Origin of the sequence: Spongiactinospora rosea (assembly GCF_003315795.1) — a bacterium.
Classification (GTDB): Bacteria; Actinomycetota; Actinomycetes; order Streptosporangiales; family Streptosporangiaceae; genus Spongiactinospora; species Spongiactinospora rosea.
This window is the reverse complement of the sequence record NZ_QMEY01000018.1, coordinates 33,677-59,540: the sequence shown is the minus strand read 5'-3', so window position 1 is coordinate 59,540 and position 25,864 is coordinate 33,677. Positions and strand designations below refer to the sequence as shown.

Sequence of the window (25,864 nt, the reverse complement as noted above, 5' to 3'; positions counted from 1 at the left end):
GTATAAGGTCGGCTATCCGGGTGACCGGCTGGTTCCTGGCACTCAGAAAGCCTGGCTCAGATCGCGGGCATTCGCACCGGGGATTTCCGGTCTGTGGTGGCGGAGGGGGCACGCCACCTCGCCATCATAAGGAAACGACGGTGTTATTCGACATCGAATGGGATTTCGACTCGGTCGTCGCCATCCTCAGCCTCGCGATCCCGCTGGGCGCGTTCGTCTGGGAGTTCGCGGTCGTCCGCCGCAAACGGCTGGGTTATCGGGTGCAGATGGACACCCTGGCCACGGACACGTTCCACGCGCCCAGCGCCGACGTGCTGTCACGCATCCACGACAACGGCAGGGAACTGGTCGAACCGTCGTTCGTCCTGGTCCGGATCGAGAACGCCGGCTGGATGGAGATCGTCGAAAGCGACTACCTGACGCCCGAGGCGGACACGACCGGCATACGCGTGACGTTCCGGGAACGCCGGGTCGTCGGCATGGCGGTGACCGAGGTCGGCCAGCCGGAACTGCGCGACTTCTTCATCGCCCGCGACAAGGACCACAAGCCCGTCGAGGCGGACGGCTTCGGAATCGGCGAGGAGGACGGTTCCGGCGTCATCCTGCTGCCGAAGGTGAAACTCAACCCGCAGAAGCACTACAAGGTCCTGGCGGTGCTGGAACGTGCCTCCGGGAAACCGGGGGACAAGTTTCCCGATCCGGAGTTCCGCGCCGCGGTGAGCGGGCGGCAGAATCGTTTGTTCCGCTGGCTCCGCTGGGCGTCCCGGCTCAAACTGGCGCCGACCGAGAGCCACACCTTCGCCTCCAAACCCGCGCTGTTCCTGATCGCCCTGCTGACGGCGGCGGCCGTGGCGCAGTCGAGCATCACGCTGTTCTTCCGCCCGGAACCGCCGCCGCTGGACTGCGTCGGCGGCACCCTGTACCTGCACGGGTCCACCGCGTTCGGGCCCGCCGTACGCCGGGCCGCCGAGACGTACGTGAGCCTGTGCCAGGGCAAAGGGGCCAGGATTCCCATCAATGACGGGACCTTCCTCGGCAGCACCCCGGGGCTCGACGCGCTGGAAACGGCCGGAAAGAAGGCCAACATCCGCGGCACGATCGGCCTCGGCGACCACATCGCCTTCACCGACGGAAAGCCGGCCCCGGGCACCCACTCCCGGGTGCTCTCCCACCCGGTCGCCTACTCCGCCTATGCCCTCGTCGTCAACGAGGAGGCGGACGTCAGTGACCTCACCCTGGACCAGATCCGCGGAATCTACTCGCAGAAGTTCACCAAATGGTCTGATGTGGGCGGCGCTCCGATTCCCATCAAGCTCGTCGGCCGAAACCCCGGCTCCGGTACCCGGACCGCCCTGGAGCAGCGCCTCCTGAACGGCTCGCCACGCACACCCCAGCCCCAGACGAACGACTGCGCCCAGTTGCCGAACTCCAAGAACGTCTACTGCGAGGCCGACAACACGCAGACCCTGCTGCAGAAGGTGGCCGAGATCAAGGGCGCGCTCGGCTACAGCGAGGCGAGCAGCGCCGACGGCGCCCCCGCGGGCGTCGTACGCCTGCGCATCGACCAGCAGCCGGCGACGCTTTCGGGCATCGAGCAAGGCGGCTACCCCTACTGGCAGACCGAGCTCGCCTACACCTACGGCGAGCTGCCCGCCGACTCCATCGGGGCCGCCTTCCTGCAGTACCTCACCGACCAGGGGGGCAAGAACATCCTGCGGACGTTCGGCAACCGGCCCTGCTCCGACACCCAGCACCCGCTGCTGTGCGTGCCACCTGACACTTTTCCCGGCTGATGTCACATTCCGCCACGCGAAACCCTCCTAGGAGGTGAGACAAGCAGGAAAGGGACGAACGTGTCGAAAAAGATCGTTGTGGTGGGTGGCGGGCTCGCCGGGCTCACCGCGGCCATCACGGCCGCCGAGGGCGGAGCCGAGGTGACGCTGTACGAGGCGCATCGCGAGGTGGGCGGCCGGGGCCGGGCGACCAGCGGGCCGTACGTGGCGCACGAGGGCGCGCACGTCTTCTACGCCGACGGACCGCACTGGGGCTGGATGGTCAAGCGCGGGCTGACCGGCCCGCTGGGCAAGCCGCCGCTCCGCCAGATGATGCAGATCGGTTTCATCCGCGAGGGGCGGATGCACCGCCTCCCGCCGCTCGGGTTCCTGCGCATGATGCTCACCCACCGCGGCAGTTCCGCGCCCGTGGACCAGGACTTCCACTCCTGGGCCTCGGCCCGGTACGGCGAGGACGTCGCCAAGGCCGCCGCGAACGCGATCAGCGTCGTGACCTTCGACGCCGACACCGGCCGGCTGTCCGCGGCCTTCGTCTGGGACCTGCTCTGGCGGGTCTTCGCGCCCAAGCCGCCCGCGGTCCGCTGGGTGATCGGCGGCTGGCAGGCGGTCGTCCGCCGGATGGAGGCGCACGCCCGGAAGCTGGGGGTGCGGATCGAACTCGAATCCCGGGTCACCGAACTCCCCAAGGAGCCGACGATCGTCGCGACCGAACTGTCGTCGGCGCGCGGCCTGCTCGGCGACTCCTCGCTGCGCTGGGAGGGCGGCAACTGCGTGATGCTCGACCTCGCGGTGCGGTCCGGCCCGAAGGACTGGTTCATCTGCTGGGACCTGGACACCGGCGGGTTCCACGAGAGCTACTCCATGCAGGACCCGACCACCGCGCCCGCGGGCGAGACGCTGTTCCAGCTCGACATGCCCATCCAGAAGGGCGAGAGCAGGGCGGACGCGCGGGCCCGGGTGGAGGCGTTCGCCGACCTGGCGGTGCCGGGCTGGCGGGAGCGGGTGACCTGGCAGCGTTCGGCCGCGGCCAAGGGACGTACCGGGGCCCTGGACCTGCCCGGCTTCACCTGGCGGGACCGTCCGGCGATCGAGCGCGGCGACGGGGTGTTCCTGGCCGGCGACATGGTCGCGGCCCCGGGCATGCGCGGCGAGATCTCCATGAACAGCGCGGTGCGCGCGGCGCAGGGCGCGCTCCGGGCCGCCGCCGGTGTGAGCCGGTCCACCTCGTAGCATGGCGAAGGATCAAGGAAAGGATTGGCCGCCATGCGGACGGGCACCACCTCGGGTATGGCTTCTGTTACCGTTCGAGTCAATGATGTGGAGCATCACCTTGACGTTGATACGCGCACATCGCTCCTCGACCTGCTGCGCGAGCGGCTGCGGCTGACCGGCTCGAAGAAGGGCTGCGACCACGGTCAGTGCGGGACGTGCACGGTCCTTGTGGACGGCAGGCGGGTCAACTCCTGCCTGCTCCTCGCGGTGGCCTGCGACGGGGCGCAGGTGACCACCGTCGAGGGGCTGGCCGACGGCGACGGGCTGCATCCGCTCCAGGAGGCGTTCATCGAGCTGGACGCCTTCCAGTGCGGATACTGCACACCGGGGCAGCTCTGCTCCGCCGTGGGGATGCTGGACGAGGGCGGGCCGAGCGCGATCACCGATGACCTGAGCGCGGACCCGGCGCTGGACGCCGCGGAGATCCGCGAGCGGATGAGCGGGAATCTTTGCAGGTGCGGGGCGTACGTCAACATCGTGGCCGCCATCGAGCAGGCCGCCGCCGGCGTCACCGCGCCGGGCGCGCAGGCGGAGGTGGTGCGGTGAGACCGTTCGACTACGTGCGGGCCGGCGACGGGCGGCAGGCGGTCGGCCTGCACGAGCCGGGCACGATGTACCTCGCCGGCGGCACCAACCTGGTGGACCTCATGCGGCTCGGCGTGGCCACGCCCGAACGCCTGGTGGACGTCGGCCGCCTGCCGTACGACCGGATCGAGCCGCTGCCCGACGGCGGTGTGCGGATCGGCGCGACCGTGCGCAACAGCGACCTCGGCGCGCACCCCGACATCCGGCGGCGCTACCCCATGCTGGCGCGGGCCGTGCTCAGCGGGGCGTCCGGGCAGGTCAGGAACATGGCCACGGTCGGCGGCAACCTCCTGCAACGCACCCGCTGCGGCTACTTCCAGGACATCTCCAAACCGTGCAACAAGCGCGAGCCGGGCACCGGCTGCCCCGCCATCCCCGGCGAACACCACAATCTCGCCATCATCGGGCATTCCGACGCCTGCGTGGCCACCCATCCCTCCGACATGGCCGTGGCGCTGGCCGCGCTCGACGCGAAGGTCCACGTCACGGGTCCCGGCGGCGACCGGGAAGTGCCGATGCCCGGCCTGCACCGCCTGCCCGGCACCGACCCGCAGCGGGACACCGTGCTCGAACCGGGCGAGCTGATCACCACCATCGAGCTGCCCGCCCCGCCGACCGGCCGGTCCACCTACCGCAAGGTGCGCGAACGGGCGTCGTTCGCGTTCGCGCTGGTGTCGATCGCGGCGCTGCTCGACATCGACTCCGACGGCATCGTGCGCGAATGCCGGCTCGCGCTGGGCGGCGTGGCCCACGTACCGTGGCGGGCGAGCCGCGCCGAGGACGCCCTGATCGGTTCGGTCGCGGGTGAGGAGGCGTACGCGGCGGCGGCCAACGCCGAACTCGCGCTCGCCCGCCCGCTGCCGCGCAACGCCTACAAGGTCGCGCTGGCCCGCAATCTGATCACTTCCACCCTCCGGGAGCTGGCGCCATGAACCGCGTCGAGGGACGAGACAAGGTCACCGGCCAGGCCACGTACGCCTACGAGTACGACGTCGAGGGGGTCGTCTACGCGTTCGTCGTGCAGTCGGCCATCGCCAAGGGCCGGATCAGGTCGCTGGACCCGAGCGCCGCGCTGGCCACGCCCGGCGTACTCGCCGTGCTCTCCAGCGCCGACCGGCCCGAACTGGGCGACACCGGCGATCCGGAACTGGCGGTGTTCCAGGGCCCGGAGATCGCCTACCACGGGCAGGCGGTGGCCGTCGTGGTGGCCGAGACGCTGGAGGTCGCGCGGGAGGCGGCCCGGACGGGCGTGCGGGTCGAGTACGACGAGGAGCCGCACGACGTACGCCTGCGCCCCGACCACCCCGGCCTCTACCGGCCCAAGGTCGTCAACCCCGTCTTCCCCTCGCGCACCGAGAAGGGCGACGTGGAGGCCGGGCTGGCGGACGCGGCCGTGACGGTGGACGAGGTCTACACGACCCCCGTCCTGCACAACAACGCGATGGAGCCGCACGCCACCATCGCGGTGTGGGGGCCGGACGGCGACCTGACCCTTTACGACTCGACGCAGGGGCCGACCGGCCACCGGGACATCACCGCACGGGTCCTGGGGCTGCCGCCGGAACGGCTGCGGGTGGTGTCCAGGCATGTCGGCGGGGGGTTCGGCTCGAAGGGTACGCCGCGCCCGCAGGCGGTCATCGCGGCGCTGGCCGCGCGAGCGGTCGGCCGTCCGGTGAAGCTCACGCTGACCCGGCACCAGATGTACGACATGACCGGCTATCGCACCCCGACGATCCAGCGGGTCAGGCTCGGCGCGGACGCCCAGGGACGGCTCACCGCGCTCGACCACGACGTGGTCGAGCAGAGTTCGACGCTGAAGGAGTTCGCCGAGCAGACCGCGATCGTCGGGCGGGTCATGTACGCCACTCCCGCGCTGCGCACCGACCACCACCTGGCGCGGCTGGACGTCCCCACGCCCTCCTGGATGCGAGCGCCCGGCGAGGCGCCGGGCATGTTCGCCCTGGAGTCGGCGATGGACGAACTCGCCATCGCCGCCGGGATGGACCCGATCGAGCTGCGGATCATCAACGAGCCGGACGCCGAACCCGGCAGCGGCCGGCCGTACAGCTCCCGGAACCTCGTCGCCTGCCTGCGCGAGGGCGCGCACCGGTTCGGCTGGGCGCGCCGCGACCCCGAGCCGGGCATCCGGCTGGAGGGGCGCTGGCTGGTCGGCACCGGGGTGGCCTCCTCGACCTATCCGGCGTATCGCCGTCCTACGTCGGCGTCGGTGAGCGTGCTCAATGGCGACTTCATCGTCCGGGTCGCCGCGGTGGACATCGGCACCGGCGCGCGTACCGCCCTGACCCGCATCGCCGCCGACACCCTCGGCGCCTCGCCCGAACAGGTCCGCGTCGAGATCGGCGACAGCGACCTGCCCAAGGCCACCCTGGCCGGCGGCTCGATGGGCACCGCCTCCTGGGGCACCGCCGTGGTCCGCGCCTGCGAGGCCCTGCTCAAGAACGGCGGCAAGGAGGCCACCGCCGACACCACCGAGGAGGTCGGCGAGGCCGCCGACTTCGCCCGGCACGCCTTCGGCGCGCAGTTCGCCGAGGTCCGGGTGCACGCCGACACCGGCGAGGTACGCGTCTCCCGCCTCCTCGGCGTCTTCGCCGCGGGCCGCATCATCGCCCCGCAACTGGCCCGCTCCCAGTTCATCGGCGGCATGACGATGGGGCTCGGCATGGCCCTGATGGAACAGACCGTCCTCGACCCGGACTTCGGCGACTTCCTCACCGACGACCTGGCCCAGTACCACGTCCCAGCGTGCGCCGACGTACCGGCCATCGAGGTCGCCTGGATCGACGAGGAGGACCCCTACCTGAACCCGATGGGCAGCAAGGGCATCGGCGAGATCGGCATCGTCGGCACCGCCGCCGCCATCGCCAACGCCGTCCACCACGCCACCGGCCACCGCATCCGCCACCTCCCCATCACCCCGGACAAACTCCTCTCCTGAAATCCCGAATGGGCCGGTAGGGTCCTCCGACATGGGAAAACTGGTCCGCGACAAGATTCCGGACATCATCCGGCGGAGCGGGCGGACGCCGGTGGTGTCCGTCTTGGGCGACAGCGACTACCGCGCGGCCCTGATCGCGAAGCTGTTCGAGGAGTCGACCGAGCTGAGCGAGGCGGGGCACGACGAGGTGGCGGCGGAGATCGGCGACGTTCTGGAGGTCCTGCGGGCGCTCGCCGCCGTCCACGGGCACACCTGGCACGACATCGAGCGGATCGCGGACGCCAAACGCGACGAACGCGGCGCCTTCGCCGACCGCCTCTACCTGGGATGACCGGGGCCGAACGTCGGCGAGGTGTGACCACTTAGGAACAATTCCCGTCATCCTCACTATACGAAGTACCCTGAATACCTATAGTGATGGGGCAATGCCGTTCGAGGTAAGGACAATGGGATGCGGCTGCCCGGAACCACCGCTTTGATCACAGGAGCCACCGGAGGTATCGGAAGGGCGATAGCGCGACGCCTCGCCGGTCAGGGAGTGAAGGTCGTCCTCAGCGGCCGGCGCGCCGACCTCCTGGCCCGGCTCGCCACCGAGCTCGACGCGCGGGCGATCCCCGCCGACCTCTCCGAGCCGGACGGCCCGCGCGAACTGCTCAGCCAGGCCGGTCCGGTGGACATCCTGGTCGCCAACGCCGCGGTCATGCCCGCCGTGCACGCGGCCGAACTCCACATCGACGACATCGACGGCTGCCTGGACGTCAACCTCCGCGCCCCGATCGTCATGGCCTGCGCCGCGGCCGAGCAGATGATGGCCGCCAAACGCGGCCACCTCGTGTTCATGAACTCCATGTGCGGCAAGACCGCACAGTGCTGCTCATCGCTCTACAACGCCACCAAGTTCGGCCTGCGCGGCTTCACCCAGGCCCTGCACGCCGACCTCCACCCCCACGGCATCGGCGTCTCGGCGATCCACCCCGGCTTCGTCCGCGACGAGGGCATGTTCGCCCGCTCCGGCGTACCACTCCCCCCGGGCGTCGGCTCCGTCACCCCTGAAGACGTCGCCCGCGCCGTCCAACGCGCCATCCGCACCAACGCCCTCGAAATCAACGTCGCCCCCGCCATGTTCCGCGTCGGCGCCACCCTCGCCGGCCTCTCCCCCCGCCTCTGGGCCCGCTGGCAACGCGCCAGCGGCGCCGAACGCCTCTCCCAAGCCCTAGCCGCCTCCGCCCGCAACCGCGGCTCCGCCCTCCTCTAACCTTCCATCCAACCCCGTGACACTCTTTCCATCACTCCCGTCCCTGGCGTCTGATTGATCTGCCGGGGACGGTTTGGTAGGCGAGGAGGTCCAGTGCTCTGGGTGAGGCGCATCAGAAGGTGGCCATGAGACTCTCTGCGCGGAGCCTTCCGTCAGGGTGGCCATAATCGGCGGCGCGGCGGTACCAATCCACCGCCACGCGTACATCTCCCTCCAATTCGGCCATTTGGCCAAGCTGGTAGGCCGAGTCCCCGTCGCCGCCCCCTGCCGCACGGACCAGGTACATGCGCGCCGCCTCACGGTCACGGACACGCTCATATCCCGCTGCGAAGCGGCGAGCCGTGCTGAACAGCTCCTTTTGAGACGAAACAGCCTTGTAGGCAGGATTTACCGCAGCGGCCAGGACCGACCAGTATCGGGCATCGTCGCTGTCCCCGTTGAGTTGGTGCAGCACCGCCAGTTTGGCTTCAGCCTCTCCCCTACTCCTGACGCCCACCTGCCGGAGCAGTCGCTCCCCGTACTCGCTCAGCATTTCGACCGTGCGCGCATACCGAGCATCCCCCTTTATCATGACAGCAAGCGCGCGAGACTCCTCATCTTCGTCCCGCGCCTTCCAGACCTCGTCAGCGAATTCGACAGCATTCTGCAAAGCAGTCCGACGTTGCGCATCGGACCAGCTATGAGACAAAGGGTCACCAAGGCAGAGGAGGGTCAGCTTCAACACGATCAGCTTCTCGCGGCGGGGAATGCGCTTCACTTTGCGGTGGCGCCAGAGGCTCAGGGTCGAGTCGGTGAGGTCATGCCCCTTGAGTTCAGGCGCGATGAGAGAAAAGGCGCTGACAGTACCCTCTGAACAGTCAGCGATCCTGCGTGCCGGGCACCCCACGGCATCGATAGCCGCGACGATCAGGCGCCAGGCCGCCTCGGGGTACTGGGGCGAGGCTTTGTCTGCGGTGACCATACGGCATACCCTCCCACGTCGGGCAAATCACCAGGATAGGGAGATCATGCCATAGGCGCGGAGCGGAGGAGGCCGGGGCCGCATGTTCACTCCGTTGAATTTTTTTGAAGATCTGAGGGGACCGGCGGATACAGCTGGCACAGCTGTGGCCTCAGCCCGGCATCCTCTTCATCAGCCGCTTGCAAGACCGGCGCCTACGGTCATGCAACAAAGTTCAATATTCTGCAATCGCATTTCCTGGGCAGCGACCGCTACCCCTGATCGAGGGGGTGCTTTTATATGGACGTGACTTCTGACCCACAGTCCGGGAATCCCGGAAACAAGTACCTCTCATCCGCCCCGCGAGACGACTACCAGGTATTCTGGCACTACACCCGCTTTACCAGCATGATGTCGATCCTCAGAGGTCTGAGGTTGTACCCGTCTCTGCGAAAGCGGAACGGCAGGGATGCCCGTTACGGCGACGGGCAGTATGTGTCCGACATCAAGCCGGGCGCTATGTCGGACGCACAGCTTTCCTACTGGCTCGTGCGCGCTCCCGAGGCATCGGGGCGGTTCACCCACTATGTTGGGATCAACGTAGCCGAGCTGGAGATCATCCAGGGCCGGGAGCACGTCTTCGTCATCCCGGGCCGGGAAGCGCTCGACCTTACGGGCCGGGTTGTGAGCTGGGGAGCGAATGATGATCCGATACCTCCGGGTGGAGTGGCACCACGATTTTCCTGAGGAACCGGTAAAGCTCTACAGCGAGATAGACGATGAAGGCTACGAGCTGCGGAAGGTTCAGGTGTTCCGTGATGAGCGGCTGGAGCGGGCAGACGCTGAGACGGAGACTGCGGCAACCGGGCTGAGCGAAGTGCCGATTGGTCCGGTGGAGGAGATCGATGCGCAGGAGGAGTTCTCCGCGTCGACGATCACCAGGGCGGAGTTTGAACACATATGGAGCAGAGCCGCTGGGCCTGGGGATGAACCTGGGCCGGTGACCCGGTAGCGTCGGCGGCCACTCACCATCCAGCGGTACCGTCGATCATCGGGGACGCGTCATCGTACAAGAGTGACATCAGCCTGGTAATACCGTTGGCGATCTCACTGAGCGGAACAGTCAGACGGCATGACTCCCATCGCCCGCTAACCACCCGGTCACGTGGTGTGTTCTGCGCGATCCACTCTCGGGGCACCGAACAGACCGCCTCAATCTCCAAGTTGGCGGACAAGCGGACAGCCACAAGTTGCCAGGCGGGATCACGGATCATGGTCTCGTACTCATGCCGGGACAGGAAAACCGTAATGCGTTGCCGGCGGGGCGTAGTCTTCACCTCGATGTGCAGCCAGCAGGATGTGCCTGCTACTTCGATGTCGTACCCATGCCCATCGGAAGCCTGCGAGACGTGCCTGATCTGAGCGTCTACCGAACCTTCCAGCAGTTTGACCAGCGCGGTTTCACCTGCCGCGCCGATCCTCTCCCGCTGTTCCAGATCAACCTTGCCCCAGAGCGCGTGGACATGCCGGAAGGCTTGTCCACGGTCGATGCCCAGGGCTTCGGCTGCTGTAAGAGCATCCTCCGGTAGTTCGCCAGGGTCTTGCACGAGGATGTCCGCGTCCTGAAACCAAGGCAGGCCAAGCACGGCCGCTTCGAAAATTCTCTGAGGGACAGGGCCGGGCTCGGCCACACGCTCGAGCAGCCCAGCCTCCCTGAGCCAGTTGTAGGCCACGTCGTACTGGGTCGGGGTGAAGTCGCTGAAGTCCGGATGCGCGGAAAACAGGGCCCGGCATCGCTTGTGCCCGCTGGCTGGGAGCCTTTCCAGCCAGCGGGCAGCGGCGCGCAGTATGGACTCAGGCGGTAGCGGCATGGAGGTGACCCATCAACGCCTGCAGGTCACGATGGTCGAGTCCGGCTCCGGCGGCCGGCTCCTCGTAGAGGTCTCCGAGTTCACGTACGGCTGGGTCGTCCAGGATGCTGCCCATGAAAACGAGCTTCTCCGCCAGGCGCTGCTCGACGACTTCGTCGATTGTTCCCTCGGAGGCCAGGACCGTTATCCGGGTCTGCGTATCGGGTGCCAGTCCCAGCCGGTGAATACGGTCAAGGCTCTGCAAAAAGCGGCCGGCTGCGAAGTCACGATCGACATACACAGCGTCGTGGCACTCGTGATGGAGGCTGATGCCCTCGCCGAGGGTGGCGGGGTTGGAGAGCAGGACCATACACGAGGGGTCTTTCCTGAACCGGGCAATCTCAGCCTCCCGGTCCTCCGTCCCCCCGTGCACCATGGCCGGCTGGAACGAAGCCAGCATCCGCTGCAAGGTGTTCAGGCTCCGGATGAACGTCGACCAGACCAGCGTCTTGCGCCCCTTCGCGGCATTGCTGGCGACAATGGCGAGCACTTCCTGATACTTGGGCGACATCTCGTAGCTGGGCAAGTCGTGCATCAGTGCCGACAGGGTTGAGCCCTCAGGAATCGTCAGGGGCGGTACACGGTAGTCGAGCGGCTCATAACGAGTGGTGCCGACCGCGAGGAAGGCCGGGCTGGTCGCGGCCATGAGCATGTAGACGACGATTCTGCCGAGCGCGAGAAAGTCGTCCTCGGATCCAGCGGCTCGCGCGGAGAACCGGCCCAGAAGCGCGTCGTAGATCTCCTTGTGCAGCAGTGGCATCGCCACCGTGCGGAGGGTCGTCGTCACCGGGGGAAGGCCGAGTTCACCCTTTGTCGTCCGGGTGAACAGGGGGCGCAGCACTCTGCTCGCCGCCGCGAGGTCTCCCCCGGCAACCGCCTGGATGACCTTCTGGCGCCCATGGCCCGGCCATACGAATCCGAAGAGGTTCTCCAGGTCCCTGGGGCCGTTGGGGGCCGGCGTACCCGTGAGGATGAGGCGGTGTTTGGCTCTTGGGCCGAGCGCCAGGCACGCTCCGCCATATGCTCCATCGGCGCCGAGCTTCATCCGGTGCGCCTCATCAAGCAGCAGCATCGATGGTCGTGCCGACAGCCACTGGCCGAGGTCGTTCGCCACGCCGTCGAAGCGCAGGCGCTCATAGTTGACGAGCAGCGCCTCGGCGGACGGGTCGTTCTCCTTTCCGTAGACCTCCATGCGCAGCGGCTCGGTGAGGCATTCCTGGTTCTCGAAGAGCCACGACTCGTAGCAGGACTTCGGGCCGATGATCAGAAGGCGGTCAACCCCCTTGCTGCGAAGGGCGTTGAAAACCGCCAATGCGACGCGGGTCTTGCCAGCTCCGGGAACCGAGAAGTTGGCTCCGTGTCTGAGTGACAGCAAGCGGGCGATGTCGCGAAGCTGGAAGCTGGTGAGGCCACCTTTCCACGAAGCTCCCAGGAACTGCGGGACATCCTCAACAGCGACCTCGGCGGGAGGCTTACCGCTTTCGATTCTTTCGCCCATCGCCTGGGCATCAGCCGCGGAGTCGGCCGCTAGCTGTGCGAGTTGGGGGTCCCAGACAACCGTGGCCGGCTCAGGCCAGGACGTGAGGGCGACAAGATTCACCAACAGGTCATCGACGTCAACCTCAAGAATGCCGGCCCTGCGCTGAATGCCGGTGCGGAACTTGAGCGCCAGTCTCCTCAGATCATCTTCGCGATCACCTCGGGCATGCAGGCGTGCTCTGGCGACGCCATCGCCGAAACCGATCTCCAGGCTGTTCTTCTGCACGGCTTCCAGCATCAGTCTTCCCGCGTCACTGCCAGCAGCCACTCCACGCCATCGCCCGGCGAGCTGAAGGTGCGGCCCGCCTGCCGGGCCAGCCGGGCCAGGCTGTCACGCAGTTCCAGCAGCGCATCGTCGAAAGCGTCCTCATCCAGCGCGCGCTTGGACTTCGCGTCGGCGAATTCCGCGGCACACTGTCTCACGTAGTCAGCGGCATCGGTCAGCCGTTCCTGGACGGCGACCTTGCGCTTCTCGAACTGAGCGTTCTGGCCGGCCAGCTTCACCGCGACGTCGAATGTCTCGCGCGCCGACTTGATCAACCGGCTGGCTTCCACCGCCTCCGCCGAGTTCTCCCCGCCGCCCGCTACTCTCACCGCTTCCGCCTGGAGCAGCTGGTCGGTGAGCGCGCGAGCTGATTTGACGGCGGCCGTACCATCCTGAACCGTGACGCCGGGCAAACCCGGAATCGAGACCGTGCCAGACTCCTGTACGGCCGGGCGTAGATCGGCGGGCAGGCGTTCGTCGAGGTATCTGCTATGGAAGTCTTCCTCCGCATATCGGAGTGAAGTTTTCGGGTAGTTGAGCACGACCATCGCGAGCCTTGCCTCTTTGAGCAGTTCGGCGGCGTCGGGGTCAACTGCGGCCTTCTTCGCGAAGTCCCGCTGCAATTCCCGGAGCTTTTCCTGATGCTCCTCGAAGTCGATCAGCCTGAGCGGCGAACGACCGTCCACGCTGCTGCGCTCAATGGCTTCGTTAATCATCTGGTAGACCCAGCGGTCGGCCCGCAGAGTCTTCACCTTGATGTTGAAGTCACGGGCCACATCCTCCTCTCGCCGCCCGCTGGCGAGTTCCTCCTCGATCGCGATGAGGCGGTTGATGTAGGAGTAGTCCCTTCGCTTGTCCCTGCGGAGCTGAAGGGCGAGTTCGACGCTGTTGATGTCCCGGCGCGAGGTGTCGGCGGGCAGTACGCCAACGCGAATGTCCTTGACTCCGAGATCCCGCAGAGCCGCACAGCGGGTGTTCCCGTCGACGATGATTCCGTCTGGGCTGATGATCCCTGGCTCTCGCTGCCCGAAGTCCTCCAGCTCATCCATCAGAGCTGTGTAGTCGGGGTCCGTCTGGTTCGGGTCGGATGCCTTCTGCCGGAGGAGGTCATGGAGGTATGTCTGCGCTGCCTCGCTCCAGGGCTCTTCCTCCAGGATCCGATTGCGCTTTGGATCCAGGGTCCTCTGCGCCCGGATTCGATGTGTGTCGGCGTTGAAGTAGAGCACGTCAACGGGCATCGAGATCACGTAGAGGTGCCGCTGCTCGCCGCGCCAGTCAACCGTGATCTTGGCGGAGTCCTCGGACATGGCCTGCCTCAGGCGTTCCTCCACCAAGCTGCGGATCTTCTCGCCCTCGGGAGGGACACCGAATCTCACAGCCATGCCGTCGCCTCCAGGTGATCCAGGTGATACAGAACTCCAGGCATCATGATAGAGAGCGCAGCCAGCGCCCAGGATGATCCTCATGTTGCGCCTGGAGAAAAGGAAGCAATGGATATGCCCCCCCGCGCCTGGAACGACCCAGATCACAACGCCGGCACCATGGTCAGGGCCGCTCTTTGGCTCACCCAGGTTGTCGGCGAGGGCAATACCTTCACCAAAGGCCAGCTCCGTGCGGCGTTCCCAGGCATCTCGCAGGTGGACCGGCGGGTGCGCGACCTTCGTGACTACGGCTGGGTCATCCTGACCAACACTGAGGACGCGACACTGACCGCGGAGGACCAGCGCTTCGTTGAAGCCGGCGTACCGGTGTGGGATCCTGCCGCGCGCCGTGCCGCTGCGCCCAGCAAGGCGATTTCGGCCAAGGAGAAGCAGGCCATCCTGCAACGTGACGATTACATGTGCACAATCTGCGGGATCTCCGGCGGCGAGCCGTATCTCGATGACTCCAACCAGACGGCCGTCCTGTCGGTCACGCGAGTCGCTGCCATCCTTCCAGACGGCAGTGAGAGCATGCTGCTCGCCACGCAGTGTAAGCGCTGCCGCGCCGGCGACCTCGGCGTGCCCGCCCGAGCTGATGAAGTACTCGCTGACATCAAGACGCTCGAAGCCCACGACCAGCGCCGTCTCAGGCGCTGGATCGAACGGGGCCGCCGTGGCTCGACTCCTCTTGAGCGGGCGTGGAGCAGCTATCGGCGTCTGCCAGAAGAGGCCCGGAAGGAAGTCCTCGACGCACTGGAGGACTGATCCTGCGGGTGCCCATGGCTGTTAGCTGATGCGACTCCGGGATTTCTCGAACAACGAGTGCCTGACGTGGTCGTCCTGTCCCAGGAAACCCTTGAAATCGCCGATTTTATAAGCTACTGGCGTCTTATCGCTGATATCTATATGAAAGTCACGGCTCAGCAAGCTTATCGTGTGCTCAAGCTCATGCGGCTCCAACTCCTTGCCGACGGCCCGGGCGATCTGCGCTGCGGTCATGAAGTCACCCCGGTCGCGAAGTGCCCGATACACAGGGTCGTGCTCGCTATCCCGGTCTAGCTCTCGCTGCGGAGCCGTGCGGTTCAGCGCGGCGGCGATCGCCAAACCAAGTGCCTTGGCGACTGGCGGCGGAAATGCATTGCCGATCTGCCGATAGGTCGAGGTCTTCTTGCCAGTGAACGTCCAGTCGAACTCATCCCCGTCCCAGCCCTGTATTCGCGCGACCATCTCGCAGGTGAGCTTGGGGCCTACAGGAAAGGTGTCATCAGGTGCTGGGGGCTCGTTCGCGACTCCGAGCGCGTCCACTCCCAATGCGGCCCACGCCCGCTTGGCACGCGTCGGGCCAAGATCCGCACCACCGTGCTTCTTGGATCCGCCCACGATTGTCGGCGCTATGCCGCTCGCCACTTTGGCCCAGGCCTCAGCTTCTTTCCAGCCTCTGGCGGAGATCAGCGGCAGCAGGACCTCGCCGACTGTGGGCGGCTCACCGGCAGGCTCAGGCCAGTGAAAATGCGCGAAGTACTCGCGCTGCATAGCAACCAGCACGAATCGCGGCCGGAGTTGCGGCACTCCGAAGTCCGCGGCCTGCAAAAGACGCCACTCCGCCGCATACCCAAACTCCTGGAGGCGGTCCAGAACATGCTGCCGGTATCCGGCGAATCGTGGCATACTCAGCCCGCGTACGTTCTCCAGGAGTACTGCGCGAGGCTTAAGTACGTTCACCTGCTCTACCGCCCAGGCGAACAGATCGCGTTCGTCGTTTGCGCCCAGTTGCTTTCCAGCTATAGAGAACGGCGGGCAGGGAACCCCTCCTGCCAGCAGATCAATTGGGCGTTGTCCCGGCTCTCTGGGGGCATAGTCAGCAGGCTTCCAGACAGACGTGTCCGCGACATCTCCGTGCAGAACCTTCCACCGTGGCCTGTTGTGCCTCAGTGTGTTGACGGCGTTCTCGTCCAGCTCGATGGCGAGCTCGTGTTCGAATCCTGCCTTCTCGAGCCCCAGCGACTGGCCACCGGCCCCGGCACAGATCTCGATGACGCGAAGTGGTTGCTCGGTCACAGGGACCCCTTTCGTGATCTGGTAGCCGCGCGGGCCGCCGGGCAGTTGTATCTTCTCGGAGAAGACAGTGAGCCGTGAGCCTATCGGGACACCAGATTTGTCTGAGCACAGACGACTTCAAGCCAGGATGCAGGCCCATGAGCAGGGGCTCTACCCCGCACCGCTCAACGAAGGCCGGTCGAAGAACATGCAGGCCAACCGCCGGGCCAACACCAAGCCGGAGGTGGTACTCCGGAGCGCGCTCCATCGGCTGGGCTACCGGTACCGGAAGGACCTGCGGATCGATCTCGAGAAGGTGAAGGTCCGGCCGGATATCGTGTTCACCGCCCGGAAGGTCGCAGTCTTCGTCGACGGATGCTTCTGGCATGTATGCCCCGATCACGGCCGTCAGCCCACAACCAACGAGTGGTACTGGACGCCGAAACTGCGCCGGAACATGGAACGCGATCAGACCGTCAACGCCGCACTGGAGGCAGCCGGCTGGAAGGTGGTCCGCCTCTGGGAGCATGAGCCGCTGACGACAGCCGTCGAGGCCGTGGTCACGGCACTGCGCCCTGAGCCCGAACATACGAGCGAGGTTAGCGATAGCCGCCGCCAAAATCACCCTGGCTGAGGCATGGTCTCTCCCAGAGCGACGGTAAAGCATCCCAGTGCTTCACCCAAACGCGGCAATTGCCGCTGATCGCCTCACCCAGCAAGCCACTGGCCGAACGATCGGCCGCCTCTTGCCGGCCACCCTGAGTGAGCGCTGGCAAGCCACCCGCTGCACCTCTTGCACCATGGTACGCCGCAGCCCTCTTCGCCCCAGCGACCACGCCGATAAATGCCCCCACCATCGACAGGTTACAGAAGCTGTCGTTTGGCTGGTAACGGCACCGTTTAGCGGCTAGCCAGGGATCAGATCCGGGGCAGCAGTGGGGCGCGCTCCGGCGGATCGCTAGAGCCAGCGACCACCCAACGCTCACCGTCGATCGCGGCAGAAGCAGCACCTTCATGGTGCGGTCGCCGGCGGGCGAGCCGGACACTCATCGACTCGCCCGGACCGATCGGTGGCAGGCCAAGAGCGAGAGCGATCTCGGAGTGCCTCTGGTATTGGCCGAAGATGACGATCCCCTCGTCCCGCAGTGTCGTACGAGCCCCACCGTTGCCGCGGACCCGCTTCATGTAGTCCTCTTGCATCGCCACGGTAGCCACTACGTTCCGGCTGATAGGGCGTCCCTGGAGCCGGCGGAAGAGCTCATTGACCCGCTTCTGCCCAGCCGCCGACCGAAATATCGCGTCGATGTCCTGTGGGGGCAGATGCAGAAGGATGTTGGCCTGCAATGGAGCGTCCTTGAATAGCCATCGAATAGCTGAGCGGCCCCGCTGGCTCAAGGTCCGTTTGGCATCCCTGTTCTTCCCAGAGTTGAGGTTCTCCGCGGTGGTCCGGACAAGACCGGCGCTCCACTTTCCTGCGAAGTCATTGGCCCACAACCCCAGGACCAGCCCGCCTACAGCCTCCGGCGGGATCATCCACTCGGCCAGCTTCTGAGAAAATTTGCAGTCGACCTCTGCGTTCGCAATGGAATAGTCCAGTATCTCGCCGTCGGCGAAATCGAACTCACGCTGCAGGTTGATTTCAACCAGAGTTCCGCAGTGCGTCTTTTCTGTCTTGTGGAGCTGTTCCCAGCGAAAACGTCCAGTATGCTGCCCGTCCAACAGCATGTCAAAAGTACGCCTGATCGCACCCCCCATTCTTCTTCCGCTGCAGTCAAGCGCCAGCAGATGAGCTGCTACTGCTTCCAGCTCAGCGTCCACGTCATGCAAGTAGCGATTCTCCAGACTCCCGGAGGCGATGAGTTCAGCGCTGAGGAGGTTGTGGGTGCAGAGAGGGTGTGGGCTGTGGTTGAGGCGGGGGGAGCTTCTTTGGGCGGAGTGGGTCAATGGGGGCGTAGGAGGGGGGTGGCGATGAGGGTGTGGAAGTCGGTGAGGGCGGTGGGGGCGGGGTGGGGGGAGGTGGCGACGGCTTGGACGAGTTCGTGGGCGGCGGGGGTGGGGAGGGTGGCGAGTTGGTCGTGGACGGCCTCGGGGCCGCCCATTTCGAGGAGGGCGAGCATGGCCTCAGTGAGCATGGCGAGTTGGTCGTCGGCGGTGAGGTCGTCGTGGGAGAGGCGGCCTTCCTCGACGAGGGCCGTCATGGCGATGGGGCCGATGACGCGGTCGTGGCGCAGGCGGGTCAGGAGGGCGGGGCCGTCGGGGTGGGCTCCGGCCAGGACGGCGAGCATGGCGGAGGCGCGGGTGCGGTAGGGGCAGTCGCGTACGGCCTGGAGCAGGGGCTCGGTGTCGCCGTCGTGGGCCGACAGCCAGCCCGCCAGTTCGATGGCGGCCTCCTCCTCCGGGTAGTGCTGGGCGAGTACGCCGAGCAGGCCGGCGGGGGGCGCGCCGGCGAGTTCGCCGAGCAGGGGGACGTCGCGGCCGTCGGCCAGCATGCGGGCGCGGGTCGCGCTCGTGCCGAGGGGGGTCAGGTGGACCAGGGGGCCGGGCTCGGCGAGTACGACGAGGAGGCGTTCGCACACTTCGGGGGGCAGCGGCGGTGGTTCGTCCCCATCGTCGGAGGGGCGCAGGTCGCTGGAGTAGAGGGCGTCGGCGATGCCGTGGGTGAGTTCGACGGCGCCGAGCGTGGCGAGGGCCGCGAAGGCGGCATCCAGGTCGGCGTCCACCCCCGCGCGCCAGTGCTCGTCGTCCTCGACCAGGTACTTCTCCTGGCAGGCCAGCCACACCGTCTCCTGCAGCCGGGCCACCGGGAGGGGGGACGGCATGCCGTACAGGGTGTTGAGGACGTCGGGGATGATCTCGTCGAACCACTCGGACAGGATGGAGTCGCCCGTGCCGATCTCCGCCCCCAGTTCGAAGAACCGCTCGAAGGCGCGTCGCCACAGCGCCTCGGGGTCGCGTACGAGGGGCGCGGCCTTGGCGATGCGCCGCAGGCGGCCCTTGACCACGCGGACCAGGCCGGCCGTCCGTGCCCAGGCGAGCAGCATCTGGGGGGACTCGACGCCGAGCAGCGCGGCCAGCTCGCGGGCGTCGGCCGCGCGCAGCCGGCCCTTGGCGGTGAGCGGCTGGTCATCGGCCCATTCGTACAGCAGGGTGAGCCGGCGGACGGTCTCGCTGCGGGCCGCGGCCTCGGCCACCTCGGCCGGGGGCGGGAGGGCCACCGGCGGCTGGGCGAACGCCCGTCCGTCCTCCTGATCCTCGCCCAGGAACTGGGCAATGGCCAGCTCGTCGAGCAGTTCGTGGTCGCAGGGCACGCGGCCGGCGTCGATGTCCTGCTGGAAGCGGTCCAGGGCGTCCTGGTCCTCAAGGTCGACGCCGTGGTCCAGGGCCAGCAGGGTCCAGTACTTCGCGAGCGACTGCCGCCGCGGATCGGCGACGATGTCCGGATAGTCCGCGGCGGCCTCGGAGATCGCGGCCGGAAGGGCGTCCGGGTCGAGGCCGCGCGGGTCGAGCAGCCCGGTGTCCGCCAGGTGCCGCAGCAGGGTCAGCAGGCTCTCCGGGGCGCGTTCCAGGACGTCCTGGTCGGCGATGATGTGGCGCGGGACGTACTCGCAGAGGAACCGGCGGACCTGGTCGCGCCCCCAGTACGCGAGCCGCCCGTCCACGCTCACGTGCCGCGAGTCCAGAGCCGCGGCGAGCACCGCCTCATCGGCCCGCGAACCGCGCTCGGCCGCCCAGGCGGCGCACCTGCGGACGATGAGGTCTTTGGCCGCCTCGAACTCCTCGTCCTCATCAGGCTCATAGAAGGTCCTCACGGCACCCTAGTGTGGCACCAATCACTACCCCGCGAGCGTCCATGTGCCGTCGAGCCGGAAGGGATAGAGGGCCACCGGGAACTCGACGTCCCATTCGGCGGTCAGCGTGCCGCCCAGCAGCAACTGGAGGCGGCGGGAGCGGGCGGCCCAGTTGTCGGCCGAGGCGGCGTGGGTCCGGAGCACGGCGTCGGTCTCGTGGGCGGGGATTTCCTTCATCGCCTCGGGGCCCTTGATGATCGTCACGACCAGGTGGTCGAGCCAGAGCCGGGTGGACTGGATCTTGTCGATGTCGTAGCTGATGAACTTGTACCAGCCGACGCGCACGCCGCCGGACCGGAACTCGAAGTCGGCCCGTACCCGGGGGTCACGGTCCACGCCGACGTCGGGCAGGATGAACGCGGCCGGGCTCAGCCCGTTTGGCATCGTGATCCCCTCTTGACGGCCTGCAACCCTGATCGCCAGTCTTGTCAGCGGCCGTCCCACGCGCATGAGTAACCCCATACTCACTTCAAGATCTTCGGTGCCTTACCGCCTTGCGGGACGCCACGCAAAGTGCCACGCTCATTACCGTACGTTGGCCACCATGAGAGGCAGCCCATGCACGCCTTCACGTTGCCCGGCTTTTACGTGCCGCACCCGGCGCGGCTCAACCCCCACCTGGAGCGCACGCGTGCGCACAGTACGGCGTGGGCCAGGGAGATGGGCATGCTCGACTCGCCCAAACCCGGCGGAGGTGTCATCTGGGACGAGCCCGAGCTCGACCGGATGGACTACCCGTTGATGTGCGCCTACACCCACCCCGATTGCGACGGCCCGGCGCTCGACCTGATCACCGACTGGTACGTCTGGGTCTTCTTCTTCGACGACCATTTCCTCGCCCATTACAAGCACACGGGCGACACCGAGGGCGCGCAGGCGTACTTGGACCGGCTGGAACGCTTCATGACGATGGACGGCGAGACCCCGCCGGAGCCGACCAACCCGTGCGAGGCCGGGCTGGCCGACCTGTGGGCGCGCACGGTGCCCGCGATGTCGGACGGCTGGCGGCGGCGGTTCATCACCAGCACGCACAACCTGATGGTGGAGTCGATGTGGGAGCTCGACAACATCAACAGGGGGCGGATCGCCAACCCGATCGAGTACGTCCAGATGCGCCGCCGGGTGGGCGGGGCGCCCTGGTCGGCCAACCTCGTGGAGTACGCGGTGCGGGCCGAGGTGCCCGACCGGCTGGCCGCGACGCGGCCGATGGAGGTGCTGGCAGACACCTTCGCCGACGCCGTCCACCTGCGCAACGACCTGTTCTCCTATGAGCGCGAGGTCCGCGAGGAGGGCGAGAACGCCAACGCGGTGCTGGTCTTCGAGCGGTTCTTCGGCTGCTCCACGCAGGAGGCCGCCGAGCTGGTCAACGACCAGTTGACCTCCCGGCTCCAGCAGTTCGAGAACACCGCGCTGACCGAGGTCCCGGCGCTGCTCGCCGACCGGGCCTGCCCGGCGCACGAGCAGGTCGCGGTGGCCGCCTACGTCAAGGGCCTGCAGGACTGGCAGTCCGGCGGGCACGAGTGGCACGCCAGGTCCAGCCGATACATGAACGACGAGCTGGCCACCGGCGACGGGCCCGCGGTGGGCGCGCCGGCGTTCGGGTTCCCGGCGCTCGGCTCCTCGGCGGCCACCTGGCTGCTGCCCACGCCCGACCGGCCGGGCTTTCGCCAGCGGATGCGCCAGTACTCGTTCAAGCCGTTCCTGCCGGTCGGCCACCTGCCGGTGCCCGACCTCTACATGCCGTTCCCGGTCCGCACCAGCCCGCACCTTCCGGCCGCGCGCGAGCACGCGGTGGCCTGGGCCCGCCGGATGGGCATGTTCGAGTCGCTGCCGGGGGTCGAGCGCGGCGCGCTGTGGACCGAGCGGGAGTTCGTCGGGTACGACTTCCCGTACTGCGCCGCCAACATCCACGCCGACGCCGACGCCGAGCAGTTGTTCATCTCCTCGGAGTGGCTGTCGTGGGGCACCTACGCCGACGACTACTACCCGCTGGTCTTCGGCGCGCGCCGCGACCTGGCCACGGCCCGGCTCACCAACGAGCGGCTGCTCGCGCTCATGCCGCTGGACCTCGACGCCCCGGTGACGGTGGCCGCCGAGCACCCGCTGGAGCGCGGGATCGACGACCTGTGGCGGCGTACGGCGGAGCGCCTGAGCGACGCGGCCCGCGTCCGGTTCCGCAAGACCATCGAGGTGATGCTGGAGAGCTGGCTGTGGGAGCTGGGCAACCAGGCCCAGAACCGCATCCCCGACCCGATCGACTACGTCGAGATGCGCCGCAGGACGTTCGGCTCCGACCTCACCATCGCCCTGGCCCGGCTGCCGCACGCCCACCTGGTGCCCGAGGAGCTGTACCGGCACCGGGTGCTGCGCGAGCTGGAGACCGCCGCGAGCGACTACGCGTGCTTCACCAACGACCTGTTCTCCTATCAGAAGGACGTCGAGTTCGAAGGTGAGCTGCACAACATCGTGGTGGTCGTCGAGCACTTCCTCGACACCGACCGGCTGAAGGCCCGCGACGTGGTGGCCGACCTGATGGAGGCGCGGATGCGGCAGTTCGAGCACATCGCGTCGGTCGATCTGCCGGCCATGTTCGAGACGCTGAAGCTGGACGAGCAGGTGCGCGCGGCGCTGCTGCGCGAGGCCGACGCCCTGAAGGACTGGATGTCCGGCATCCTCGCCTGGCACCAGGAGTGCGAGCGCTACGGCGAACCTGAGCTGCGGCGCAGGTACCGGTCCGCCGATCCGCACGCGGAGTTCGCGCTGCTGCCCTCGGGCCTCGGCACATCCGCGCTGCGAGTCGCGAGCCGCCCCTGGTCAAAGGATGTTGACCTTATGTAATCTCTTGACTACACAGAGAAGCCCGGGGGGTCACGCATGCGGCATGCCTCACTACAGTTCGCGATCCTGGGACCACTCGATGTCCGGCGCGGCGGCCAGGCGATCGTCGTCAACGCCGCCAAACAACGGGTCATCCTGGCCGCGCTTCTCCTGTCCGCCAACCGGGTGGTCATGGCGGACGACCTGATGGAGCGACTGTGGCACAACCGCTTCCCGCGCGACGCGCGGGCGTCGCTGCAGACGCACCTGGCGCGGCTGCGCCGGGTGCTCGGCGACGGCCACGGCGCCTGTCAGAGCATCCACACCAGTCCGGGCGGCTACTTCATCGAGGTGGCCGCCGACGACCTCGACCTGCTGCGGTACCGCGACCTCCTCGACCAGGCGTCCCGCGCCGAGACCGTGGGCGACCTGGCCGGGGAGGCCCGGCTGCTGCGCGAGGCGCTGGGGCTGTGGCGGGGCCCGGCGCTCGCCGACATCGCCTCCGACTCGCTGGTCCGCGACGAGGTGCCACAGCTCACCGAGGAGTGGTTCCGGGCGCTGCACCGGCGGTTCGACGTGGAGCTGACGCTGGGCAACCACGCCGAGATCGTGGCGACGCTGCGCCGGCTGGTGGTCAGGCATCCGCTGCGCGAGCGGCTGTGCGGGCAGCTCATGATCGCGCTGTTCCGGTGCGGGCAGCAGGTCGAGGCGCTGAAGGTCTATGACTCGCTGTCGGCGGTGCTGCGCCAGGAGTACGGCCTGGACGTCGGCGACGAGCTGTACGGCCTGCACCAGGCCGTGCTGACCCGCGACCCGGCGCTGGCCACCGAGCGCGGCTGGCACCGTAGCCTGGCCCGCCGCGCCCTGTGACCTCCCTCCCCCGCGCATCGGCGATCAGCCGGCCTTGTCGGCCACCAGCACGCGAAAGGCCAGGCCGGGCACATCGTGGCGGCGGCCCGTGGTGAAGCCGGCGGCGGTGAGCATCCGGTCGTACGCCGCGATCGAGTGGACCTCCCCCTCGTAGGTCCACGCGAGCATCAGGATCGAGAACAGATGCGGGGCCGGGTCGTCGGCCGGGTTCTCGTCGCCGAGCGTGAAGCCGACCAGCACGATCTTGCCGTCCGGCTTCAGCGCGGGCGCCAGCCGGGCCAGCAGTTCGCCCGCCCGCTGCTCGGAGAAGTGGTGCAGCACGTTGGTGACCAGGATGGCGTCGTACGGGCCGCCGAGCGGCACCTGGAACATGTCGCCGGGCACCTGGTGCAGCCGGTCGCGCACGCCCAGCTGGCCGGCGTGCGTCTCCACCTGGGTGAGCACGTTGGGCCAGTCCAGCGCCCACACGTTGGCCTGCGGGTTGCGCTGGGCCAGCGTCAGGCCGTACAGGCCGTGGCCGCAGGCCACGTCGAGCACGTCGATGGACTCCCGCCCGCTCGCCCACGACTTCAGCGCGTCGGCGACCACGCCCGCGGTGGGCCGGGCCACCGCCACCGCGTAGGCCGCGAAGTCCTCCCAGTACTGGTAGCCGGGGGTCTCGGCGTGCACCTCAAGGACCGTGCCGCCCCGGCGTACGGCGTCGTCCAGCCGCTTCAGCGCGTCCCACTCCCAGTCGCTGGACATCACCTTGACCATGTCGCCCAGATAGCCGGGACCGCCCGCGACCAGCAGGTCGGCGACCCCGGGCGGGAGCGTGTAGTTGCCGTCGCGCTCTTCGGCCAGGCCCACCGCGACCAGGGCGTTGAGCAGGATGCGCATGCCGCGCGGGGCGCAGCCGAGCCGGTCGGCGACCGCCTCGGCCGTCGCCGGGCCGCCGGCCAGGGCGTCGAACACGCCCATCGACACGCCGGTCCGCAGCAGGCTGGTCATCTTGTACGCCTGCATCATGCCGAACAGCGACTCGCGGGTCACCGCGGTGTCCTTCATGTCCGTTACCGCTCCCACCGATAGAACTCCGTGGCCATGGCATCGCGCGGCGACCGCCAGCTCTGGGGGTCGTACGGCTCGATGTACTGCGTCAGGTTGCGGCTCAGCTCCTGGAACTCCGGCCGCTCGCGGATCTGCGCCATCGTCTCCTTCGCCGAGCCTTCGACCTCCATGAGCTGGAAGTAGAGCCCCTGGAAGGAGAACAGGCTGCGGCTCACCGCACCGCCCAGCTCGGGCAGCGGGGTGTTGCCGTCGGAGTCGCCGAAGAGCCGGGCGATCTCGGCCTCCGCGGGCTCCCGCATCCGGGCGACGATCAGAATTCGTTCCATACGTGTGATTTCTCCCGTAGGTGGCGAGGGCCGCGAGCGCATGAGCGCTCTGCTCAGGAGTCTGCGCGGTGGCTCTCGAACCGCACTTGAGCGGGCTTCGAACGGCCCACCGAAGCGCCACCGAACTCCTGCCGAGCCCATAAGAAAGGAAGACGACAGTGAGGCGTCAGGGCCGACCGCTACAACATCAGGTGGGACACGTGACCGCCGGCGATCGGGAGGGGCGAATGCGTTTTCAGGTGCTCGGCACCCTGGAGGTCCACGACGGCCTGCGGCGGGTCACCCCCAACGCCGCCAAGCAGCGCAGCGTGCTCGCGCTGCTGCTGTCGGCGGCGGGCGAGGTGATCCCGACCGACGTGCTGACCGAGGAACTGTGGGAGGGCCGTCCGCCGCCCAGCGCGCGTACGACCTTGCAGACCTACGTCTACCAGTTGCGAAAACAGTTCACCCGGGCGGCGGGCCCATCGGGCCTGCCCAGTCTCGTCACCAAGCACGGCGGCTATCTGCTGGACATCCCGGAGGGCTCACTCGACGCCGTGGAGTTCGAGCGGCAGGTCGGGGCGGCCCGCGAGCTGTTGCGGGCGGGCGACGCGGAGCGCGCGGCGGCGACGCTGTGCGGCGCGCTGGCGCTGTGGCACGGCCCGGCCCTGGCCGACGTGGTCACCGGCCCCCGGCTGGCGATCTACCGCACCCGGCTGGAGGAGCTGCGGGTGCACGCGATCAAGCTGAAGATCGAGGCCCGGATGCGCTCGGGGCAGCACCAGGAGCTGATCGGCGAGCTGAAGGAGCTGACCACCGTCTACGAGCTGGACGAGTGGTTCCATCTCAAGCTCATGGAGACCCTGTCGCGGGCCGGGCGGCGGCACGAGGCGCTGGAGGTGTACCAGCGCCTGCGCCGCATCCTGCACCGGGAGCTGGGGCTGGAGCCCAGCGGGGAGATGCGCGAGCTGCAACGAGTGGTCCTCGCGGCCGGCTGACCC

General features: G+C 67.8%; 24 protein-coding genes. 14 read left to right on the top strand and 10 right to left on the bottom strand.

Annotation, left to right across the window (positions count from 1 at the left end; genetic code table 11):
• Window positions 1–140: 140 nt before the first annotated feature.
• The 7 genes from DP939_RS31425 (at window position 141) to DP939_RS31395 (ending at window position 7,861) form a co-directional block, all read left to right on the top strand.
• Window positions 141–1,793 carry a PstS family phosphate ABC transporter substrate-binding protein gene (locus tag DP939_RS31425; RefSeq protein ID WP_199565539.1) on the top strand — a complete coding sequence of 551 codons (1,653 nt, stop codon included), beginning with the start codon at window positions 141–143 and terminating at the stop codon, window positions 1,791–1,793.
• Between the two features lie 60 nt (window positions 1,794–1,853).
• Window positions 1,854–3,023 (top strand): FAD-dependent oxidoreductase, encoded by a 1,170-nt coding sequence (locus tag DP939_RS31420; protein ID WP_113984461.1) that lies wholly within the window; start codon window positions 1,854–1,856, stop codon window positions 3,021–3,023.
• Window positions 3,024–3,080: 57 nt separating this feature from the next.
• Window positions 3,081–3,611, top strand: a complete 531-nt coding sequence (locus tag DP939_RS31415) for a 2Fe-2S iron-sulfur cluster-binding protein (RefSeq protein ID WP_225878615.1) — start codon at window positions 3,081–3,083, stop codon at window positions 3,609–3,611.
• Complete coding sequence (locus DP939_RS31410) at window positions 3,608–4,582, top strand: FAD binding domain-containing protein (protein WP_113984459.1); 975 nt, start codon at window positions 3,608–3,610, stop codon at window positions 4,580–4,582. The genes DP939_RS31415 and DP939_RS31410 overlap by 4 nt, the downstream gene beginning before the upstream one ends.
• Window positions 4,579–6,606 carry a xanthine dehydrogenase family protein molybdopterin-binding subunit gene (locus DP939_RS31405; RefSeq protein WP_113984458.1) on the top strand — a complete coding sequence of 676 codons (2,028 nt, stop codon included), beginning with the start codon at window positions 4,579–4,581 and terminating at the stop codon, window positions 6,604–6,606. Before DP939_RS31410 ends, DP939_RS31405 begins: the two co-directional genes overlap by 4 nt.
• 31 nt (window positions 6,607–6,637) lie before the next feature.
• Window positions 6,638–6,937, top strand: coding sequence for a nucleoside triphosphate pyrophosphohydrolase (locus DP939_RS31400; protein WP_113984457.1), 300 nt, complete (start codon window positions 6,638–6,640; stop codon window positions 6,935–6,937).
• 120 nt (window positions 6,938–7,057) lie between these two features.
• Window positions 7,058–7,861: an SDR family NAD(P)-dependent oxidoreductase gene (locus DP939_RS31395; protein ID WP_113984456.1), complete on the top strand. Its 804-nt coding sequence runs from the start codon at window positions 7,058–7,060 to the stop codon at window positions 7,859–7,861.
• Between the two features lie 112 nt (window positions 7,862–7,973).
• Here DP939_RS31395 and DP939_RS31390 read toward each other — a convergent pair whose 3' ends face one another.
• Window positions 7,974–8,822, bottom strand: a complete 849-nt coding sequence (locus tag DP939_RS31390; protein WP_113984455.1) for an SEL1-like repeat protein — start codon at window positions 8,820–8,822, stop codon at window positions 7,974–7,976.
• 279 nt (window positions 8,823–9,101) lie between these two features.
• Between DP939_RS31390 and DP939_RS49390 the strand changes: the two genes are divergently transcribed.
• Complete coding sequence (locus DP939_RS49390; protein ID WP_113984454.1) at window positions 9,102–9,548, top strand: HYD1 signature containing ADP-ribosyltransferase family protein; 447 nt, start codon at window positions 9,102–9,104, stop codon at window positions 9,546–9,548.
• Window positions 9,502–9,813: a DUF6881 domain-containing protein gene (locus tag DP939_RS31380; RefSeq protein WP_199565538.1), complete on the top strand. Its 312-nt coding sequence runs from the start codon at window positions 9,502–9,504 to the stop codon at window positions 9,811–9,813. The genes DP939_RS49390 and DP939_RS31380 overlap by 47 nt, the downstream gene beginning before the upstream one ends.
• A gap of 13 nt (window positions 9,814–9,826) precedes the next feature.
• Here the strand turns inward: DP939_RS31380 and DP939_RS31375 are convergent, their stop codons facing one another.
• The 3 genes from DP939_RS31375 to DP939_RS31365 form a co-directional block, all read right to left on the bottom strand.
• Window positions 9,827–10,534, bottom strand: coding sequence for a protein NO VEIN domain-containing protein (locus DP939_RS31375; protein WP_158578784.1), 708 nt, complete (start codon window positions 10,532–10,534; stop codon window positions 9,827–9,829).
• Between the two features lie 121 nt (window positions 10,535–10,655).
• A complete protein-coding gene (locus DP939_RS31370; protein ID WP_113984452.1) occupies window positions 10,656–12,488 on the bottom strand; it encodes a DEAD/DEAH box helicase in 1,833 nt (610 codons plus the stop codon).
• A complete protein-coding gene (locus DP939_RS31365; protein ID WP_113984451.1) occupies window positions 12,488–13,897 on the bottom strand; it encodes a ParB N-terminal domain-containing protein in 1,410 nt (469 codons plus the stop codon). Before DP939_RS31365 ends, DP939_RS31370 begins: the two co-directional genes overlap by 1 nt.
• Before the next feature lie 108 nt (window positions 13,898–14,005).
• Between DP939_RS31365 and DP939_RS31360 the strand changes: the two genes are divergently transcribed.
• Window positions 14,006–14,701 carry a hypothetical protein gene (locus tag DP939_RS31360; RefSeq protein WP_225878614.1) on the top strand — a complete coding sequence of 232 codons (696 nt, stop codon included), beginning with the start codon at window positions 14,006–14,008 and terminating at the stop codon, window positions 14,699–14,701.
• A gap of 21 nt (window positions 14,702–14,722) precedes the next feature.
• Here DP939_RS31360 and DP939_RS31355 read toward each other — a convergent pair whose 3' ends face one another.
• A complete protein-coding gene (locus DP939_RS31355; RefSeq protein WP_199565537.1) occupies window positions 14,723–15,994 on the bottom strand; it encodes a DNA cytosine methyltransferase in 1,272 nt (423 codons plus the stop codon).
• Window positions 15,995–16,121: 127 nt separating this feature from the next.
• Here DP939_RS31355 and DP939_RS31350 point away from each other — a divergent pair, with 127 nt between their 5' ends.
• Window positions 16,122–16,607, top strand: coding sequence for a very short patch repair endonuclease (locus DP939_RS31350; RefSeq protein ID WP_113984450.1), 486 nt, complete (start codon window positions 16,122–16,124; stop codon window positions 16,605–16,607).
• A gap of 284 nt (window positions 16,608–16,891) precedes the next feature.
• Here the strand turns inward: DP939_RS31350 and DP939_RS31345 are convergent, their stop codons facing one another.
• The 3 genes from DP939_RS31345 to DP939_RS31335 form a co-directional block, all read right to left on the bottom strand.
• Window positions 16,892–17,791, bottom strand: a complete 900-nt coding sequence (locus DP939_RS31345) for a NaeI family type II restriction endonuclease (RefSeq protein WP_225878627.1) — start codon at window positions 17,789–17,791, stop codon at window positions 16,892–16,894.
• 122 nt (window positions 17,792–17,913) lie between these two features.
• On the bottom strand, window positions 17,914–19,782 hold the full coding sequence (locus tag DP939_RS48895) for a hypothetical protein (protein ID WP_113984448.1): 1,869 nt from the start codon (window positions 19,780–19,782) through the stop codon (window positions 17,914–17,916).
• A gap of 24 nt (window positions 19,783–19,806) precedes the next feature.
• Window positions 19,807–20,205 carry a hypothetical protein gene (locus tag DP939_RS31335; protein WP_113984447.1) on the bottom strand — a complete coding sequence of 133 codons (399 nt, stop codon included), beginning with the start codon at window positions 20,203–20,205 and terminating at the stop codon, window positions 19,807–19,809.
• A gap of 174 nt (window positions 20,206–20,379) precedes the next feature.
• On the opposite strand from DP939_RS31335, the gene DP939_RS31330 reads away from it, so the two are divergent.
• Together DP939_RS31330 and DP939_RS31325 are read left to right on the top strand one after the other, a co-directional pair.
• On the top strand, window positions 20,380–22,659 hold the full coding sequence (locus DP939_RS31330; RefSeq protein ID WP_113984446.1) for a terpene synthase family protein: 2,280 nt from the start codon (window positions 20,380–20,382) through the stop codon (window positions 22,657–22,659).
• Window positions 22,660–22,695: 36 nt separating this feature from the next.
• Window positions 22,696–23,508, top strand: a complete 813-nt coding sequence (locus tag DP939_RS31325; protein ID WP_113984445.1) for an AfsR/SARP family transcriptional regulator — start codon at window positions 22,696–22,698, stop codon at window positions 23,506–23,508.
• Between the two features lie 24 nt (window positions 23,509–23,532).
• Here the strand turns inward: DP939_RS31325 and DP939_RS31320 are convergent, their stop codons facing one another.
• Both DP939_RS31320 and DP939_RS31315 read right to left on the bottom strand, forming a co-directional pair.
• Window positions 23,533–24,573 (bottom strand): methyltransferase, encoded by a 1,041-nt coding sequence (locus DP939_RS31320; RefSeq protein ID WP_225878613.1) that lies wholly within the window; start codon window positions 24,571–24,573, stop codon window positions 23,533–23,535.
• Window positions 24,561–24,884, bottom strand: coding sequence for a TcmI family type II polyketide cyclase (locus DP939_RS31315; RefSeq protein WP_113984444.1), 324 nt, complete (start codon window positions 24,882–24,884; stop codon window positions 24,561–24,563). Before DP939_RS31315 ends, DP939_RS31320 begins: the two co-directional genes overlap by 13 nt.
• Window positions 24,885–25,111: 227 nt before the next feature.
• On the opposite strand from DP939_RS31315, the gene DP939_RS31310 reads away from it, so the two are divergent.
• Entirely contained in the window at window positions 25,112–25,861 is a 750-nt protein-coding gene (locus tag DP939_RS31310) for an AfsR/SARP family transcriptional regulator (RefSeq protein ID WP_113984443.1), read from the top strand.
• Window positions 25,862–25,864: the final 3 nt, after the last annotated feature.

What these genes read in the sequence shown, in the direction of transcription:
- DP939_RS31390 (WP_113984455.1), bottom strand. Translation starts at nt 8,822, where the DNA reads ATGGTCACCGCAGACAAAGCCTCGCCCCAGTACCCCGAGGCGGCCTGG.
- DP939_RS31365 (WP_113984451.1), bottom strand. Translation starts at nt 13,897, where the DNA reads ATGGCTGTGAGATTCGGTGTCCCTCCCGAGGGCGAGAAGATCCGCAGC.
- DP939_RS31380 (WP_199565538.1), top strand. Translation starts at nt 9,502, where the DNA reads ATGATGATCCGATACCTCCGGGTGGAGTGGCACCACGATTTTCCTGAG.
- DP939_RS49390 (WP_113984454.1), top strand. Translation starts at nt 9,102, where the DNA reads ATGGACGTGACTTCTGACCCACAGTCCGGGAATCCCGGAAACAAGTAC.
- DP939_RS31405 (WP_113984458.1), top strand. Translation starts at nt 4,579, where the DNA reads ATGAACCGCGTCGAGGGACGAGACAAGGTCACCGGCCAGGCCACGTAC.
- DP939_RS31330 (WP_113984446.1), top strand. Translation starts at nt 20,380, where the DNA reads ATGCACGCCTTCACGTTGCCCGGCTTTTACGTGCCGCACCCGGCGCGG.
- DP939_RS31315 (WP_113984444.1), bottom strand. Translation starts at nt 24,884, where the DNA reads ATGGAACGAATTCTGATCGTCGCCCGGATGCGGGAGCCCGCGGAGGCC.
- DP939_RS31310 (WP_113984443.1), top strand. Translation starts at nt 25,112, where the DNA reads ATGCGTTTTCAGGTGCTCGGCACCCTGGAGGTCCACGACGGCCTGCGG.
- DP939_RS31415 (WP_225878615.1), top strand. Translation starts at nt 3,081, where the DNA reads ATGGCTTCTGTTACCGTTCGAGTCAATGATGTGGAGCATCACCTTGAC.
- DP939_RS31335 (WP_113984447.1), bottom strand. Translation starts at nt 20,205, where the DNA reads ATGCCAAACGGGCTGAGCCCGGCCGCGTTCATCCTGCCCGACGTCGGC.
- DP939_RS31360 (WP_225878614.1), top strand. Translation starts at nt 14,006, where the DNA reads ATGGATATGCCCCCCCGCGCCTGGAACGACCCAGATCACAACGCCGGC.
- DP939_RS31400 (WP_113984457.1), top strand. Translation starts at nt 6,638, where the DNA reads ATGGGAAAACTGGTCCGCGACAAGATTCCGGACATCATCCGGCGGAGC.
- DP939_RS31350 (WP_113984450.1), top strand. Translation starts at nt 16,122, where the DNA reads ATGCAGGCCCATGAGCAGGGGCTCTACCCCGCACCGCTCAACGAAGGC.
- DP939_RS31395 (WP_113984456.1), top strand. Translation starts at nt 7,058, where the DNA reads ATGCGGCTGCCCGGAACCACCGCTTTGATCACAGGAGCCACCGGAGGT.
- DP939_RS31325 (WP_113984445.1), top strand. Translation starts at nt 22,696, where the DNA reads ATGCGGCATGCCTCACTACAGTTCGCGATCCTGGGACCACTCGATGTC.
- DP939_RS31370 (WP_113984452.1), bottom strand. Translation starts at nt 12,488, where the DNA reads ATGCTGGAAGCCGTGCAGAAGAACAGCCTGGAGATCGGTTTCGGCGAT.